16 protein-coding genes are annotated in these 15754 nt (G+C 65.5%); 7 read left to right on the top strand and 9 right to left on the bottom strand.

Going from position 1 to position 15754, the window contains the following annotated elements; all coding sequences use genetic code 11:
• Window positions 1-129: 129 nt before the first annotated feature.
• From rho to CJ014_RS12595, 6 genes are all read left to right on the top strand, one after another.
• Entirely contained in the window at window positions 130-1395 is a 1266-nt protein-coding gene (rho, locus tag CJ014_RS12620; RefSeq protein ID WP_100080831.1) for a transcription termination factor Rho, read from the top strand.
• A 200-nt stretch (window positions 1396-1595) separates the two neighbouring features.
• Window positions 1596-2894 (top strand): tRNA uridine-5-carboxymethylaminomethyl(34) synthesis GTPase MnmE, encoded by a 1299-nt coding sequence (gene mnmE, locus CJ014_RS12615; RefSeq protein WP_100080830.1) that lies wholly within the window; start codon window positions 1596-1598, stop codon window positions 2892-2894.
• A 370-nt stretch (window positions 2895-3264) separates the two neighbouring features.
• On the top strand, window positions 3265-5148 hold the full coding sequence (gene mnmG / locus CJ014_RS12610; RefSeq protein ID WP_100080829.1) for a tRNA uridine-5-carboxymethylaminomethyl(34) synthesis enzyme MnmG: 1884 nt from the start codon (window positions 3265-3267) through the stop codon (window positions 5146-5148).
• Window positions 5148-5858 (top strand): 16S rRNA (guanine(527)-N(7))-methyltransferase RsmG, encoded by a 711-nt coding sequence (gene rsmG / locus CJ014_RS12605; protein WP_207765739.1) that lies wholly within the window; start codon window positions 5148-5150, stop codon window positions 5856-5858. The genes mnmG and rsmG overlap by 1 nt, the downstream gene beginning before the upstream one ends.
• Entirely contained in the window at window positions 5855-6685 is an 831-nt protein-coding gene (locus CJ014_RS12600; RefSeq protein WP_100080828.1) for a ParA family protein, read from the top strand. Before rsmG ends, CJ014_RS12600 begins: the two co-directional genes overlap by 4 nt.
• A 101-nt stretch (window positions 6686-6786) precedes the next feature.
• Window positions 6787-7671 carry a ParB/RepB/Spo0J family partition protein gene (locus tag CJ014_RS12595; RefSeq protein ID WP_100080827.1) on the top strand — a complete coding sequence of 295 codons (885 nt, stop codon included), beginning with the start codon at window positions 6787-6789 and terminating at the stop codon, window positions 7669-7671.
• Window positions 7672-7858: 187 nt separating this feature from the next.
• Here CJ014_RS12595 and CJ014_RS12590 read toward each other — a convergent pair whose 3' ends face one another.
• The 4 genes from CJ014_RS12590 to CJ014_RS12575 form a co-directional block, all read right to left on the bottom strand.
• Window positions 7859-9007 carry a MalY/PatB family protein gene (locus tag CJ014_RS12590; RefSeq protein ID WP_100080826.1) on the bottom strand — a complete coding sequence of 383 codons (1149 nt, stop codon included), beginning with the start codon at window positions 9005-9007 and terminating at the stop codon, window positions 7859-7861.
• Window positions 9008-9207: 200 nt separating this feature from the next.
• Window positions 9208-9606, bottom strand: coding sequence for a VOC family protein (locus tag CJ014_RS12585; RefSeq protein WP_100080825.1), 399 nt, complete (start codon window positions 9604-9606; stop codon window positions 9208-9210).
• Window positions 9603-10199: a septation protein A gene (locus CJ014_RS12580; protein WP_100080824.1), complete on the bottom strand. Its 597-nt coding sequence runs from the start codon at window positions 10197-10199 to the stop codon at window positions 9603-9605. Before CJ014_RS12580 ends, CJ014_RS12585 begins: the two co-directional genes overlap by 4 nt.
• A 23-nt stretch (window positions 10200-10222) precedes the next feature.
• A complete protein-coding gene (locus tag CJ014_RS12575) occupies window positions 10223-10894 on the bottom strand; it encodes a LolA family protein (RefSeq protein ID WP_207765738.1) in 672 nt (223 codons plus the stop codon).
• Between the two features lie 199 nt (window positions 10895-11093).
• On the opposite strand from CJ014_RS12575, the gene CJ014_RS12570 reads away from it, so the two are divergent.
• Entirely contained in the window at window positions 11094-11768 is a 675-nt protein-coding gene (locus tag CJ014_RS12570) for a YggS family pyridoxal phosphate-dependent enzyme (RefSeq protein ID WP_425351913.1), read from the top strand.
• On the opposite strand, the gene CJ014_RS12565 is transcribed toward CJ014_RS12570, so the two are convergent.
• The 5 genes from CJ014_RS12565 to mtaB all read right to left on the bottom strand — a co-directional run bounded on the left by CJ014_RS12565 (window position 11753) and on the right by mtaB (window position 15744).
• Window positions 11753-12337, bottom strand: a complete 585-nt coding sequence (locus CJ014_RS12565; protein WP_100080821.1) for a DsbE family thiol:disulfide interchange protein — start codon at window positions 12335-12337, stop codon at window positions 11753-11755. The two genes, CJ014_RS12570 and CJ014_RS12565, sit on opposite strands and share 16 nt — an antisense overlap.
• Window positions 12334-12546, bottom strand: coding sequence for a heme exporter protein CcmD (gene ccmD, locus CJ014_RS12560; protein WP_100080820.1), 213 nt, complete (start codon window positions 12544-12546; stop codon window positions 12334-12336). The genes CJ014_RS12565 and ccmD overlap by 4 nt, the downstream gene beginning before the upstream one ends.
• Window positions 12543-13274: a heme ABC transporter permease gene (locus CJ014_RS12555; protein WP_100080819.1), complete on the bottom strand. Its 732-nt coding sequence runs from the start codon at window positions 13272-13274 to the stop codon at window positions 12543-12545. The genes ccmD and CJ014_RS12555 overlap by 4 nt, the downstream gene beginning before the upstream one ends.
• 131 nt (window positions 13275-13405) lie before the next feature.
• The gene (ftsY, locus tag CJ014_RS12550; RefSeq protein ID WP_100080818.1) at window positions 13406-14470 is read right to left on the bottom strand and encodes a signal recognition particle-docking protein FtsY; all 1065 of its coding nucleotides are present in this window, start codon (window positions 14468-14470) and stop codon (window positions 13406-13408) included.
• 17 nt (window positions 14471-14487) lie between these two features.
• On the bottom strand, window positions 14488-15744 hold the full coding sequence (gene mtaB / locus CJ014_RS12545) for a tRNA (N(6)-L-threonylcarbamoyladenosine(37)-C(2))-methylthiotransferase MtaB (RefSeq protein WP_100080817.1): 1257 nt from the start codon (window positions 15742-15744) through the stop codon (window positions 14488-14490).
• Window positions 15745-15754: the final 10 nt, after the last annotated feature.

Raw genomic sequence — 15754 nt, 5'->3', positions numbered from 1 at the left:
CCGCGGCGGCTCCCCGCCGTCGCTGCCAGTTCGCGTTTTTCGGAAAAGATCGTCGATGTATGTCCCCGGCAGGGGAGCTATCCGTTTTCGACCTCGATTCCTTTTTTCCAGCCAAGAGATGCCTTGTCCATGTCGGAGATGAAACTCCAGGATCTCAAGAAGAAGACCCCCACCGAACTTCTGGCCGTCGCGGAAGAAGTCGAGGTGGAGAATGCCTCGACCATGCGCAAGCAGGAGCTGCTGTTCGCCATTCTGAAGCAGCTTGCCGAACAGGAAGTCGACATTATCGGCGAGGGCGTCGTCGAAGTGCTGCAGGACGGTTTTGGCTTCCTGCGTTCGCCGGACGCCAACTACCTGCCGGGTCCCGACGACATCTACATTTCGCCGGCCCAGATCCGCCGCTTTTCGCTCAGGACCGGCGACACCGTCGAGGGGCAGATTCGCAGCCCCAAGGAAGGCGAGCGCTATTTCGCGCTGCTCAAGGTCAATACCGTCAACTTCGAGGATCCCGAGAAGGCGCGCCACAAGGTGCACTTCGACAACCTGACGCCGCTCTATCCCGACGAACGCTTCCGCATGGAAGTGGAGGGGGTGCCGTCGAAGGACTTCTCGGCCCGCGTCATCGACATCGTGGCGCCGCTCGGCAAGGGCCAGCGCGCGCTGATCGTGGCGCCGCCGCGCACCGGCAAGACCGTGCTGCTGCAGAATATCGCCCATTCGATCACCACCAATCATCCGGAATGCTACCTGATCGTCCTGCTGATCGACGAGCGTCCGGAAGAAGTGACCGACATGCAGCGCTCGGTGCGCGGCGAAGTGGTTTCCTCCACCTTCGACGAGCCGGCGACGCGCCATGTGCAGGTGGCGGAAATGGTCATCGAGAAGGCCAAGCGCCTCGTCGAGCATGGCCGCGACGTGGTCATTCTGCTCGATTCGATCACCCGCCTCGGCCGCGCCTACAACACGGTGGTGCCGTCTTCCGGCAAGGTGCTGACCGGCGGTGTCGACGCCAACGCGTTGCAGCGGCCCAAGCGCTTCTTCGGCGCGGCCCGCAACATCGAGCAGGGCGGCTCGCTGACCATCATCGCCACGGCGCTGATCGACACCGGCAGCCGCATGGACGAAGTGATCTTCGAAGAGTTCAAGGGCACCGGCAACTCGGAAATCATCCTTGACCGCAAGATCTCCGACAAGCGCGTGTTCCCGGCGATCGACATCCAGCGCTCCGGTACCCGCAAGGAAGATCTGCTGGTGGCGCCGGACAAGCTGAAGAAGACCTTCGTGCTGCGCCGCATCCTCAACCCGATGGGCACGACGGATGCGACCGAGTTCCTGCTGGACAAGCTTCGGCAGACCCGAACCAACGGTGACTTCTTCGATTCGATGAATACCTGACGAAGTGTCGGCTGTTTCACGTGAATCATCGGATGGGTATCGATTCGCCGCCGTTTTGATTTTGAGCGACATGCAAAGGGCCCGATGGGCCCTTTGCCATTTCAAAACAATTTCTTGAGTGATGGCCGCTACCTGCCAAGACAATTCCATCAGCCTGCCTTGCTTAACCAAATGATGAATCCAGGCGGAAGGATTGAGTCGTGACCGATACGATCTTCGCCCTGTCATCCGGATCGCTGCCAAGCGGCCTCGCGGTGGTGCGCGTTTCCGGCCCCGCCGTTCGATTCGTGATCGAAACAACGATCGGCAGGCCGCCGGAACCCCGCCGAGCGGCGCTGAAGACAATCCGTGACACAAATGGCGAGGCCATCGACCGGGGATTGGCGTTGTTCTTCCCGGCGCCAGGCAGTTTCACTGGCGAAGACGTTGCGGAATTTCATCTGCACGGCGGCCGGGCGGTCGTGGCGGCATTCCTTGCCTTTCTCGGCAGTCTGCCCGGGTTGAGGTTGGCCGAAGCCGGCGAGTTTACCCGCCGTGCCTTCGACAATGGCCAACTCGATCTTACGGAAGCCGAAGGTCTCGCCGATCTGATCGCCGCCGAGACCGAAGCCCAGCGGCGCCTTGCCTTGCGTCTGGCCGGCGGTGCCTTCCGGGCGCGGGCCGAGGACTGGCGTCGGCGTCTCATCGACCTGCGGGCGTATGTCGAGGCCGATCTCGATTTTTCCGACGAGGAGGATGTGCCGGATGATGTTTCTGGCGGAGTTGGCATTGGCATCGCCGCCTTGCGGGATGAGATGGAGCGCGAGCTGACGGCCGGCCAACGGGGCGAGCGTATCCGCGATGGCTTCGAGGTAGTGGTGCTCGGGCCGCCCAATGCCGGCAAGTCCAGCCTCGTCAACGTGTTGGCCGAACGCGACGTGGCCATTGTGACGGATATTCCCGGTACCACGCGTGATCTCCTGGAAGTCCATCTCGATCTCGGCGGCTATGCGGTGACCTTGGTCGATACCGCCGGCCTCCGGGACGGCGGCGACGTCATCGAGGCCGAGGGCATGCGGCGTGGCAGGGTGCGGGCGGCGGCGGCCGATCTCATCCTGTGGCTCGACGAGGAAGGTGATGGAGCGCCCGAGGACGTGGTTGGACTCGGCGTGAGGATCTTGAGCATCCATGCGAAGATCGATCTTCATTCTCCCGGCAGGGAAGGGCTGGGAGTATCCGTCCATGATCGGGCATCGATCGATCGACTGCTCCAGCGTTTGGCTCAGGAAGCCGCCAGTCGACTCGGCGGCGAGGCGCCGCTGGTCAGCCGGGCGCGGCAGCGGCAATGCCTGGATCAGGCGGTCGCCACCCTGAGAGACGCCGAGTCTCCGGGCCTGCCGAAGGAAATCATGGCCGATCGTCTTCGTCAGGCCGGTGAGGCCCTCGGAAGACTGACCGGCCGGATCGACGTGGAAGAGGTGCTTGGTTCGATATTTTCGACGTTCTGCATCGGCAAATAATCGATTCCTGTCCGAAACGATTCGCAATTGCGGATTGGGCCGCTTGAGGTTGGAACAACCGCCTTAATGGAATTCCCAAAAAATTAACGGTGTTTCACGTGAAACACTCCACAGCTTGTGGAAAACTATTCGGATTCGCTTCCGAACCGACTCCGAAAAAGCGGCATCTTTGGACGGCAGGCGGCTGGAAAGGGCAGAAAACGGCGCTTTCGGCTTTGACCTTACCTGTCGATTTGGCCTATTAAGCCATCGTGAGCCCTTCAGACGGACGTCGTGACGCGGGAAGCGGCGTGGAAATCGTCGGCGCCTCACGAACGATCGGTGCCGCGGCCGCCTATAGAAACTGTTATTTTTGCCAACACCGGGAGCGATGGTGAGCGATCTGGAACGCTTCGACGTGATTGTTATCGGCGGTGGCCACGCGGGCGCCGAGGCGGCGCATGCCGCTTCGCGAGCCGGCGCCAGAACGGCATTGGTTACCCATGATTTTTCGACCGTCGGCGCCATGTCCTGCAATCCGGCCATCGGCGGCCTCGGCAAGGGCCATCTGGTGCGGGAGGTCGACGCCCTCGACGGGTTGATGGGGCGCGTCGCCGACGCGGCCGGCATCCAGTTCCGCCTGCTCAACCGGCGCAAGGGGCCGGCCGTGCGGGGACCGCGCGCCCAAGCCGACCGCAAGCTCTACAAGGCGGCCATGCAGGCCGAGATCTCCTCGACCGCCAACCTGACGGTGATCGAAGGAGAGGCGGATGATGTCGACGTCTCGGGCGGTCGTGTCGCGGCGGTGATCATGGCCGACGGCCGTCGGTTGACCTGCGGCGCCGTCGTGCTGACCACCGGAACCTTCCTCTCCGGTCTCATTCATCTCGGACCCAAAACGACGCCGGCCGGCCGCATTGGCGAGAAGCCGGCGCTGGGGCTGTCGCGCACGCTGGCCCGGCTCGGTTTGCGCCTCGGCCGGCTCAAGACCGGCACGCCGCCCCGCCTCGATCGTCATTCCATCGATTACGCGGCCCTCGAAGCGCAGCCGGGCGACGATCAACCCGAGCCCTTTTCGATGTTGACGACGGCTATCACCCGGCCGCAGGTCGCCTGCCATATTACCCGTACGGGCGAGGCCACGCACCGGGTGATCCGCGATAACGTCCATCGCTCGCCGATGTATTCCGGCCAGATCGGCAGTCGCGGTCCGCGCTACTGCCCATCGATCGAGGACAAGATCGTCCGCTTCGGCGACCGCGACGGACATCAGATTTTCCTGGAGCCGGAGGGACTGGACAGCGATCTCGTCTATCCGAACGGCATATCGACCTCGCTGCCGGAGGATGTGCAGGACGCCATCATTGCCTCCATCCCCGGTCTCGAGCGCGCGCGCATCGTCCAGTATGGCTATGCCATCGAATACGACCATGTCGATCCGCGCGAACTGCAGCCGACGCTGGAGGCCAAGAAGCTGACGGGCCTGTTCCTGGCCGGCCAGATCAACGGCACCACCGGCTATGAAGAGGCGGCGGCGCAGGGCCTGGTTGCCGGCCTCAACGCGGCTCGGCGGGCCGGCGGCGCCGAGGGGATGACCTTTGACCGCGCCGAGGCCTATCTCGGCGTGATGATCGACGATTTGGTCACCAAGGGGGTGAGCGAGCCCTATCGGATGTTCACTTCGCGCGCCGAATACCGGCTGTCGCTGAGGGCCGACAACGCCGACCAGCGCCTGACCGGCCGCGGCCTGGCGCTCGGTATCGTCGGCTCGACGCGCGCTGCGGCCTTCTCGGCCAAAATGGCGGCGCTGGAGACGGCGCGTCACTTGGCCCGCTCGCTGTCTCTCAGCCCGCGCGAGGCGGAAGGTCATGGTCTGGCGCTCAATCAGGATGGCGTGCGGCGCACCGCCTACGAACTGCTGTCCTATCCGGAGATGTCGCTGGCCCGCCTCGCGGCCATCTGGCCGGAGCTCGGCCGCTTCGATGGCGTAACGACGGCGGCGCTCGAAACCGAAGCGCTCTACGCCGTCTATCTCGACCGGCAAGACGCCGACATTGCCGCCTTCCGGCGCGACGAGGCGCGTGCGCTGCCGGCCGATCTCGATTATGGGGCGGTGACAGGCCTTTCCAACGAAGTGCGGCAGAAGCTCGAGGCCGTGCGCCCGGCGACGCTCGGCCAGGCCGGCCGCGTCGACGGCGTGACGCCGGCCAGCCTGACCTTGCTTCTCGCCCATCTGCGCAAGCTGGCGGCGCGGCCGAAAGCGGAGGTCGCCTGATGGCCGGCAAGACCGCCAACGCGTTCGTGGCGAGCGATGCCGACGGTCTCGATGCCGTCCGCGCCATTCTGCCCCTCGATGCGGCGATGGAGGCACGGTTCGTCGCCTATGTCGAGCTGGTGCGGAAATGGCAGCCGGTCAAGAATCTGGTGGCGCCGTCGACGCTGCCCGACATCTGGCGCCGGCATGTTGCCGACGGCGCGCAGGCTTTTGCAGCGCTTCCGGCGGCGAAACGTTGGCTCGACCTCGGGTCGGGCGCCGGTTTTCCGGGCCTCGTGACCGCCATTCTGTTGGCGGATGCCGAGGGCGGTTCCGTAACTTTGGTGGAATCCAATGGCCGCAAGGCGGCCTTTCTGCAAAGCGTCGCCCGCGAGCTCAAACTGCCTGCCAGGGTCGTCTCGGAGCGTATCGAGTCGATACCGGAACGATTTAAAGAAACCGGCGATCGATTCGATGCCGTATCGGCCCGTGCGCTGGCGTCGCTCGACCGGCTTCTCGCCTATGCCGAACCCTGGCTGACGGCCGGGGCGACGGGTGTTTTCCACAAGGGACAGGATTTTGCTGCGGAGCGCCGGCAAGCCGCTCTTTCATGGGGCTTCGATCTGATAGAACGGCAGAGCCGGATCGAGCCCGACAGCCGCATTGTCCTCGTCGATCACGTCCGCCGGCTGCCGACCGCCGGCCTTCCAGAGCAGGATGCCCGCCGATGAACCGCCTTCCGCAAAGTCCCCGCGTTTTGTCGCTGGCCAACCAGAAGGGCGGCGTGGGCAAGACCACGACGGCCATCAACCTCGGCACGGCGCTGGCCGCCATCGGCGAAGAGGTGCTGATCGTCGATCTCGACCCGCAGGGCAATGCCTCGACCGGCCTCGGCATCGATCGCAAGTCGCGCAAGGTGTCGACCTATGACGTTCTGATCGGCGAGGCCGAGCTTCGCGAGGCCTTGGTGCCGACGGCGGTGCCGCGCCTCACCGTGGCGCCGTCGACGCTGGACAATCTCGGCGTGGAGCTGGAGATCGCCGGGTCGGGCGACCGCGCCTATCGGCTCAGAAAGGCAATCGCCCGGCATGTCGAGGCGGTGGAGAATATGGCGAGGCGCGAGCGCTTCACCTACGTGCTGATCGACTGCCCGCCGTCGCTCAATCTCCTGACCATCAACGCGCTGTCGGCGTCGCATTCCATCCTGGTGCCGCTGCAATGCGAGTTCTTCGCCCTCGAGGGTCTGTCGCAGCTTCTGTCCACCGTCGAGCAGGTCAAGCGCAGCCTCAATCCCGAGCTCGGCATCCACGGCATCGTGCTCACCATGTATGACGGCCGCAACAACCTCAGCGCCCAGGTCGTGCAGGATGTTCGCAGCAACATGGGCGACGCCGTTTACGAGACGATCATTCCGCGCAATGTCCGCGTTTCCGAAGCGCCATCCTACGGCAAGCCGGCGCTGCTTTACGATCTCAAGTGTACCGGCAGCCAGGCCTATCTGAAGCTCGCTTCCGAGATCATCCAGCGCGAGCGGCGTTTCCGCGCGGTGGCGGCGTGAACCGATCTGTGCTGCGCAGCAGGGCGATGGGCACGACATAAACTCAAAACCTCTTTCCGGAGGCCCGGAGCCGGAGGTTCGATGAAGGTGAAGGGAAAGTCATGAGCAGCGTCAGCGATGAGAGCGGGCGGCGGCGGCTCGGCCGGGGACTGGCGGCGCTGATCGGCGACGCCAGCTCCGAGTTCGAGGTGGTGGAGCGGGTGCGGGGCATCCGCAAGGTGGCGATCGACCTCATCAAGGCCAATCCCAAGAACCCGCGCCGGCTGTTCAAGGAAGAGGATCTGGAAGAGCTTGCCGGCTCGATCCGCCAGCACGGCATGATCCAGCCGGTGGTGGTGCGGCCGGCGCCGAACGGCGGCAATGGCTACGAGCTGATCGCCGGCGAGCGGCGCTGGCGCGCGGCGCAGAAGGCGGGCCAGCACGAGATTCCCGTCATCATCCAGGACGTCACCGACCGCGAGGCGATGGAGATCGCCATCATCGAAAACGTCCAGCGCCAGGATCTCAACCCGCTGGAGGAGGCGATGGGCTACGACCAGCTCATCCAGGAATTCGAGTATACGCAGAACGATCTCGCCGCGGTGATCGGCAAGAGCCGCAGCCATGTCGCCAATACGCTGCGCCTCCTGAAGCTGCCGGAACCGGTGAAGCAATATCTCAACGACGGGGCGCTGACCGCCGGCCACGCACGCGCGCTGATCGCCGCGCCCGACCCGGCGGCGCTGGCCAAGCGCATCGTCGAGGAAGGGTTGACGGTGCGGTCGGCCGAGACGCTGGCGCAGGCGACCATTTCCGAGCCGCATGGCCGGGCCAAGCTGGCAAAGCCCGACAAGGACGCGGATACCCGCGCGCTTGAGAAACGTCTGTCCGACGCGCTGGGATTTGCCGTCGAGATCCGCCACAAACCCAACGGTTCCGGCGAGGTGCGGCTCCGCTATGGCACGCTCGACCAGCTCGACGACATCGTCCGCCGGCTGGAATCCTGAGGCCGCCGGATTCGATTCGCCGCCGAAAGAGTCGCAAACGAAACGCCCCGGCAAATCTTTACCGGGGCGTTGTCATTTCGGAGCCGTTTTCAGCTTCGTCTTTATAAAGAACCGAAAATTTAATTTGTAAATCAAATAGATAGCGATCGTTCTCTTGAAAACGGCTTCGGTGAGCCGTCATAGACCGTTAGCGTTGCGATAGCGCCTTCACCATGCGATCGATACCCTCGTCGAGCAGGGTGCGTGGACAGCCGAAATTGAGGCGGACGTGCTGGACGTCTCCACCGAAGCTGGGGCCGGGATTGAAGGCGACCTTCCCCTTGTCGAGGAAGAAGCGGTAGGCATCGCCAAGCTCGAGAGCCGAGCAATCGAGCCAGGCGAGGTAGGTCGCCTCCGGCGCATTGATGCGGATTTCCGGAATTTCCTGGCTGAGGCGGCCGACCAGATGGTCCCGATTGGCTTCGAGATAGGAGAGAAGCGCCTCTTTCCACGGTCGGCCATGCCTGAGCGCTGCCTCGGTGGCGACGAGGCCGAGCACGTTGGCTCCCTCGCTCATGCCGAGATTGGCGGCGACGAAGCGGCGGCGCAGGTCGGCGTCGGGAATGATGGCATAGGCCGTCTTCAGGCCGGCGATGTTGTAGGTCTTGCTGGCGGCCATCAGCGTGATGGTGCGGCGGGCGATCTCCGGCGACAGCGCGGCGATCGGCACGTGCGTCTTGCCGCCGTAGACGATGTCGCAATGAATCTCGTCCGAAATGATCACTGCGCCCGACGCCAGGCAGGCCTTGGCGATCGCCTCGAGTTCGGCGCGCGTCCGCGTCCGGCCGGTGGGATTGTGCGGATTGCACAGCAGGAAGGCTTTTGCCTCGACCAGCGCGCCGGTCAGCCGGTCGAGATCGACGGCCGAGCCTTCCGGGACCGGCCGCACTTGTACGTCGACGCGGGTCAGTTCCCAGTGGCCGGCAGCGGCGAGGATCGGCGGATAGACCGGCGTCTCCACGACCAGGCGGTCGCCGGGCCGGGTGAAGGCCTTGAGCGCCTGATTGAAGCCGGGCACCACGCCGGGCAGGAACACCACGTCGGCCGGCGATATGGACCAGCCGTAGAGATCCTGCATGTCGGCGGCGATCAGGTCGCGTAGCGTCGCCGGGCCGGGGCCGCCATAGCCGAACACCGGGTGGTCGAGGCGATCGCGCAAGGCGGCGGCGATGGGCTCGGCCACCGGGAAGTCCATGTCGGCCACCCACATCGGCAGCACATCCTCCGGATAGCGGTCCCATTTGGAGGTGGGTACCTGCCGTCGGTCGATGACGGTGTCGAAGTCGTGGCCGGCCATGAAGAAAAAGTCCTTATCGTGGAAACGGATCGGGCGACACTAGAGCATCGGACCGAAAAGTGGAATTCGGTTTTCGGAAAATCCGATGCGACAACAAAGAACTAGATCGTCGTGCGTCCGTCGGGACGCACGACGATCTAGACCCAAAGGCCGGAATTGATCCAGCCCTTCGGATCCGCGTGGTCACAACGGGGAGGGAGTTATGGGCCGGCTCGCTTGGGCTCGATGAGATCCCAGCGGTTGCCGTAGAGATCCTCGAACACGGCGACGGTGCCGTAGGCCTCGAAGCGCGGCTTTTCGAGGAAGCGGACGTCCCGCTGCGAAAACAGCGCGTGATCGCGGGCGAAGTCGTCGGTTTCGAGGAAGAGGAAGACGCGGCCACCCGTCTGGTCGCCGATATGCGCCGCCTGGTCCGGATCATCGGCGCGGGCGAGCAACAGGGCGGTGGCGCCGCCGGCCGGACCGACCCGCACCCAGCGCTTGCCATCGCCGAGCGGCGTATCGTCGAGCAGCGAAAAGCCGAGCTTGCCGACATAGAATGCGATCGCCTCGTCATAGTCGGCGACCAGCAGCGCCACGCCGGCGATCGTCCGATTCATGCGGCATCCTTCGGCAGGACCGGCTGTTCGACGGCGTGGCGCGACAGAAGCGGCAGTTGGGCGATCGAAAACAGCAGCGTCAGCGGCATGATGCCCCAGACCTTGAAGGCGACCCAGAATTCGGTCGTCTGGGTGCGCCAGATCGCCTCGTTGAGGACGGCGAGCAGGAAGAAGAACAGGCCCCAGCGGATGGTCAGCTTGCGCCAACCGGCTTCGTCGAGATGGAAGGCGCCGTCGAAAACGTAGCCGAGCAGCGTCTTGCCGAACAAGAGGCCGCCCAGGAGCACGCCGCCGAACAGGCTGTTGACGATGGTGGGCTTCATCTTGATGAAGGTGTCGTCATGCAGCACCAGCGTCAGCGTGCCGAAGATGGCGACGACGATGCCGGTGACCAGCGGCATGATGGCGAGACGCCGGTTGATCATCCAGGACGCTACCAGCGCCACCGCCATCGCCGCCATGAACGCGCCGGTGGCGATGAAGATGCCGAAGCGGCCGTTGGCGAAGAAGAAGACGAGAAGCGGTCCGAGTTCCAGCCCGAGCTTGAGCCAGGGGTTCTCGGCCTTGCGGCCTGCGGCGGGCACGTCGGTCATCGATCACTCCTGGCGGACAGCCATCATTTGTATTTCGAGTAGTTGATCTGGAACCACTCGGGATTGGTGGCATTGCCGATCTTGGTCTCGTAGATGGCGACCGTCGTATCCAATCCCTGATCGTCGGTCACCGTCCACTGCTTCAGTTCGGTGGTGCGGGCGTCGAAATAAAGCGTCAGGTGGTTGGTGACGAAGGTTCCGGGGTCCTGCAGGCGAATGACGATGAAGTCGGAATCGGCGCTGACCGACTGCACGACGGCTTCCTCGAGCAGGTTGATGTTTTTGTCGAGCAGGAAACGCAATGGCGTCTCCGACAGAAGGTAGAGCGTTTGCGACTGCATCGCCTTGTCGTCGACGGCCACCGTCCGGCCATCGACGGTGATGTCGAGCTGGGCCGGCGGATAGTAGCGGAAGCGCATCTTGCCGGGCCGGTCGATGACGAAATAGCCGGTGGTCTCGCCGCCGTCGGGCGCCGTCTGCAGGAATTTGCCTTCGAAGGTGGTGATCGAGTTGAAATAGCGGTTGACCGCCTGCACCGTGGCGAGTTGCTCGGGCGAGAGGTTGGCAAGGTTGGGCTTGGCGGCCGCACTCGTCACCGCAACGGGCATGGCCGCGGCGGCCAGCGCCAGCGTCAGGCCGGCGGCGCCGACGCCGTTCAGAAACGCGCGGCGACCCATCCTCAGGGTTTGAAACATCGCAAGCACCTTTTCCCTTGTCGCCTCCCGCGCCGGTGCGGGACGTTTCGGCAAACGATCTTCTTCACTTAAAGACCAGAACATGGCGAAACAAGGTGGAGCTTCTTCCGTCGTCTTGACAAGACGGCCGGCGACGCCAAAGACAGGCACGACAGGTCGGCGCCGGCCTGGTCGACCTCGACGGAGCATGGGGGAAAGCATGAGCATTTCCGAAGCGCTTGGACGCGTGCGGGCGGCGATCGAGGGCGCCGAGGAGGAGGCCGGCCGGCCGGCCGGCTCCGTGACGCTGATCGCCGTCTCCAAGACCTTTCCCGAAGCCGACGTCCGCACGGCCATCGCCGCCGGACAGCTCGTTTTCGGCGAGAACCGCGTGCAGGAGGCGGCGGCCAAGTTCCCGGCGGTGAAGGCGGACTTCCCGGCCCTGGAGCTGCATCTGATCGGGCCGCTGCAATCGAACAAGACGCACGAGGCGGTGGCGCTGTTCGACGTCATTCATACCGTCGACCGGGAGAAGATCGCCGCCGCGCTTGCCAGGGAAATGCAGGCTCAGGGCCGTTTTCCGAAGCTGCTTGTTCAGGTCAATACCGGCGAGGAGCCGCAGAAGGCCGGCGTCGCCCCGCGCGAGACGGTGGACTTCGTGAAGCGCTGCCGCGAGGTGCACGGGCTTTCCATCGCCGGGCTGATGTGCATTCCGCCGGTCGGCGATCCGCCGGCGCCGCATTTCGCGCTGCTCGACGAACTGGCACGGCGGGCCGGGGTCGCCTTCCGTTCGATGGGCATGTCGTCGGATTACGAAACGGCGATCGGCCAGGGCGCGACGCACGTGCGCGTCGGCAGCGCCATCTTCGGCTATCGGGATTACAGCGCCGCCTGAGCGGCGACGGCCTTGTCGATCGCCGGCATCAATTCGCCGGAAATCCGTTCCGGCGTGAGAGGGCCGACCAGCTTGGCGGCGATGCGGCCGCCCGCCACCACGAAGGTCTCCGGCACGCCGTAGACACCCCAGTCGATACCGACGCGGCCGTTCCGGTCGGCGCCGATGGCGGCATAGGGATTGCCGAGGCCGTTGAGGAAACGCAGCGCCTGGTCGTCGCCATCCTTGTAATTGAGGCCGTAGAGGCGAATCCGCTGGTCCTTGGCGAGGTCGGCCAGCAGCGGATGCTCGGCGCGGCAGGGCCCGCACCAACTGGCAAAGACGTTGACGACGGAAACGCCCTGCGCGAGATCGGCCGCCGAAAGGCCGGGAACCGGCGCGCCGTCCCGCATCAGGCCGGCGACGCCTTCGAGATGGAAATCAGGCACCGGCTTGCCGATCAGCGCCGAGGGCACTTCCGATGGATCGCCGGCGCCAAGCCGTGCATAGAACAGGACGGCGAGCGCCACGAAGAGAGCAAGCGGAATGAGCGCGAGCAGGCTCGCACGACGGCGCGACGGCTTGCTCACGCCCGGGTCTCCAGGGGTGTTTCGGATGCCAGGCGAGCGGCGGCGCGCGCCGAGCGGCGCGTCAGCCCCCGCGCTTCGAGCGCGGCAAGCGTGTTCCTGAGCTGGCGGTGATCGAGGATGACCCAAAGCGTCAGGCCGCAGGCGGCGAGCGCCGCCGCCGCGTAGCTCAGCAGGATGAAATGGGCGTAGGGACCGAGGGCGGCGATCATCGGACGGCTCCGGCGGCGGTAAGGCCGAGGGCGCGGATGCGCCGGCGCAGGATCTCGTTGCGCATGGCGGCCATATGCAGCGTGAAAAGAAGGGCGGTGAAGGCGAGCGCCATGGCGGCGAGCGGCAGCAGCATGGTGGCGTCGATGGTCGGGCCGCCGACGCGGAACACGGAGGCTGGCTGATGCAGCGTATTCCACCAGTCGACCGAGAACTTGATGATCGGCAGATTGACGGTGCCGACCAGGATCAGAATGGCGGCGGCGCGGGCGCCACGCGTCGGATCCTCGATGGTGCGCCAGAGGGCGATGAGGCCGAGATACATGATGAACAGCACCAGCACCGAGGTCAGGCGGGCATCCCATTCCCAATAGGTGCTGCCCCACATCGGCCGGCCCCACAGCGAGCCGGTGACGAGGGCCAGCGCCGTGAAGGTGGCGCCGATCGGCGCCGCGGCCCGGGCGGCGACGTCGGCGAGCGGGTGCCGCCAGACCAGCGTGCCGAGCGCCGACACCGCCATGATGGCGTAGGTCAGCATGGAGAGCCAGGCGGCCGGCACGTGGATATACATGATGCGGACGGTCTCGCCCTGCAGATAATCGGCCGGCGAACCGGCCACGAGGGCAAGTCCGGCGACAAACAGCACGAGGGTGAGACCGGCGAGCCAGGGGATCAGGCGGCCGGCAAAAGCCAGAAAACGGCTAGGATTGGCCAGATCGGCGAAGGACATGCTTGCCTCGGGGCGTAGGCGGCGGGCGCCAGTCGCGGCTTTGACGTATTCCAGACTGCACACATAGCGACTTCGCCGGTGGCCGGCAATCCGGAGAGGTGCGGGGAAGGGCTAGCCGTTTAGGGGTATGGTCAGTCGCCGAAGCCGGCGATGGCGCGGGCGAAGTCGCGGGCCGCGAAGGGCTCGAGATCGTCGATGCCCTCGCCGACGCCGATGAAGTGCACCGGCAGGCCGAATTTCTCGGCGATGGCGACGAGGATGCCGCCGCGCGCCGTCCCGTCGAGCTTGGTCATGACGAGGCCGGTGACGCCGGCCGTGCGGCCGAAGGCTTCCACCTGGGAGACGGCGTTCTGGCCGGTAGTGGCATCGAGCACCAGCAGCACGTCGTGCGGCGCCGTGGGGTCGATCTTGCGCAGGACGCGGACGACCTTTTCGAGTTCGGCCATCAGCTCGGCCTTGTTCTGCAGGCGGCCGGCGGTGTCGATCATCAGGATGTCGATACCCTCGGCCTTTGCCCGGGTCAGCGCGTCGAAAGCGAGGCCGGCCGAATCGGCGCCGACGCCACGGGCGACGATCGGCACGTTGGTTCGCCCCGCCCAGACTTTCAACTGGTCGATGGCGGCGGCGCGGAAGGTATCGCCGGCCGCCAGCATCACCTTTCGCCCTTCGGCGGTGAACTTGGAGGCGAGCTTGCCGATGGTCGTGGTCTTGCCCGACCCGTTGACGCCGACCACCAGCACCACCTGCGGCGCCTTGTCGGCCTTCAGCGCGAACGGCACGGCGACCGGCGCCAGGACCTTCTCCACTTCGGCGGCGAGGATGGTTTTCACCTCGTCGTCGGTGATGTCCTTGCCGTAGCGTTCGGCCGACAGGCGGTCGGCGATGGCCGACGCGACGGCGACGCCGAGGTCGGCCTGAATCAGCACGTCCTCGAGCTCTTCCAGCGTGTCGGCGTCGAGCTTGCGCTTGGTGAAGATGGAGACGATGCCGCCGCCGATCGCCTGCGAGGAGCGCGACATGCCGCTCGTCAGGCGCTGGAACCAGGAGGCATGGGCCTTTTCGGGCGCAGGGACGGGCTCGGGCAAGGGGAGGGGTTCCGCCGGCAATGAGTCTTGTGCGTCCGTCGTCTGCGGCGGCGTTTCGCGCCCGCCGCCGAACCAGCGACCGATGAGGCCCGGCTTCTTGTCGTCCGACATGTCGTTGGTCCTTCGCCTCAGGCAGCCTTGGAAATGAGGGTTCGCTCGGTACGGCCGGTGACGACGGCCGGCACGATCTCGCCCGGCGCGCCCCGATCGATCTCGGTGAGCGTGAACTGTTCGGTGCGGCCGAGCCCGTTCTTCTCGACGAGCACGGCGTGGCGGCGGCCGGCCTCGGCCTCGAGATGCGCGCGGAAGGCGACGTCGCCCTTCTCTCGCAATCTTGACGCGCGAATCTTGATCTGGGCACGCTCCACTTGCGGCATGCGGGCGGCTGGCGTGCCGGGACGCGGCGAGTAGGGGAAGACGTGCAGATGGGTGAGGCCGCAATCGTCGACGATGGCGAGCGAATTCCGGAACATCGCCTCGGTCTCGGTCGGGAAGCCGGCGATGATGTCGGCGCCGAACACCATGTCGGGCCTGAGGCGGCGCGCCTCGTCGCAGAAGCGGACGGCATCGGCCCGAAGGTGGCGCCGCTTCATGCGCTTGAGGATCAGGTCGTCGCCGTGCTGGAGCGACAGGTGCATATGCGGCATCAGCCGCTCTTCCTCGGCGATGGCCTTCATCAGGTCGGGATCGGCCTCAATCGAATCGATCGAGGAGATGCGGAGACGCGACAGCTCCGGCACCTCCTTCAGGATGGACCGGGTGAGGCGGCCGAGGCGAGGGCGGCCGGGCAGATCGTCGCCGTAGGAGGTGAGGTCGACGCCGGTCAGCACCACTTCGGCATAGCCGTTTTCGACCAGGCGGCGCACCTGGGCGACCACGTCGCCCATCGGCACCGAGCGGGAATTGCCGCGGCCGAACGGGATGATGCAGAAGGTGCAGCGGTGGTCGCAGCCGTTCTGCACCTGCACGAAGGCGCGGGTGCGGCCCTCGAAGCCGTCGACGAGGTGCAACGCCGTCTCGCGCACGCTCATGATGTCGTTGACGCGGGTCTTTTCTTCCGCCGAAACGCCGAAATCGGGGATCGATTGATAGGCGGCCTCGGTGAGCTTGTCGGCGTTGCCGACCACCAGGTCGACCTCCTCCATGCCGGCGAACAGTTCGGGCGAGGTCTGGGCGGCGCAGCCGGTGACGACGATGCGGGCGCCGGGATTGGCGCGCCGGGCGCGGCGGATCGCCTGCCTGGCCTGTCGCACCGCCTCGCCGGTGACAGCGCAGGTATTGACCAGCACGGCCTCGGAAAGGCCCGCCTCGACCGCCTTCTGCCGCATCACTTCCGATTCCGCCGTGTTGAGGCGGCAGCCGAAGGTGATTACCTCGATCGCCATGCTTTCGTTC

Origin of the sequence: Pleomorphomonas carboxyditropha (assembly GCF_002770725.1) — a bacterium.
GTDB classification, from domain to species: Bacteria; Pseudomonadota; Alphaproteobacteria; order Rhizobiales; family Pleomorphomonadaceae; genus Pleomorphomonas; species Pleomorphomonas carboxyditropha.
This window is presented reverse-complemented; position numbering and strand designations above follow the sequence as displayed.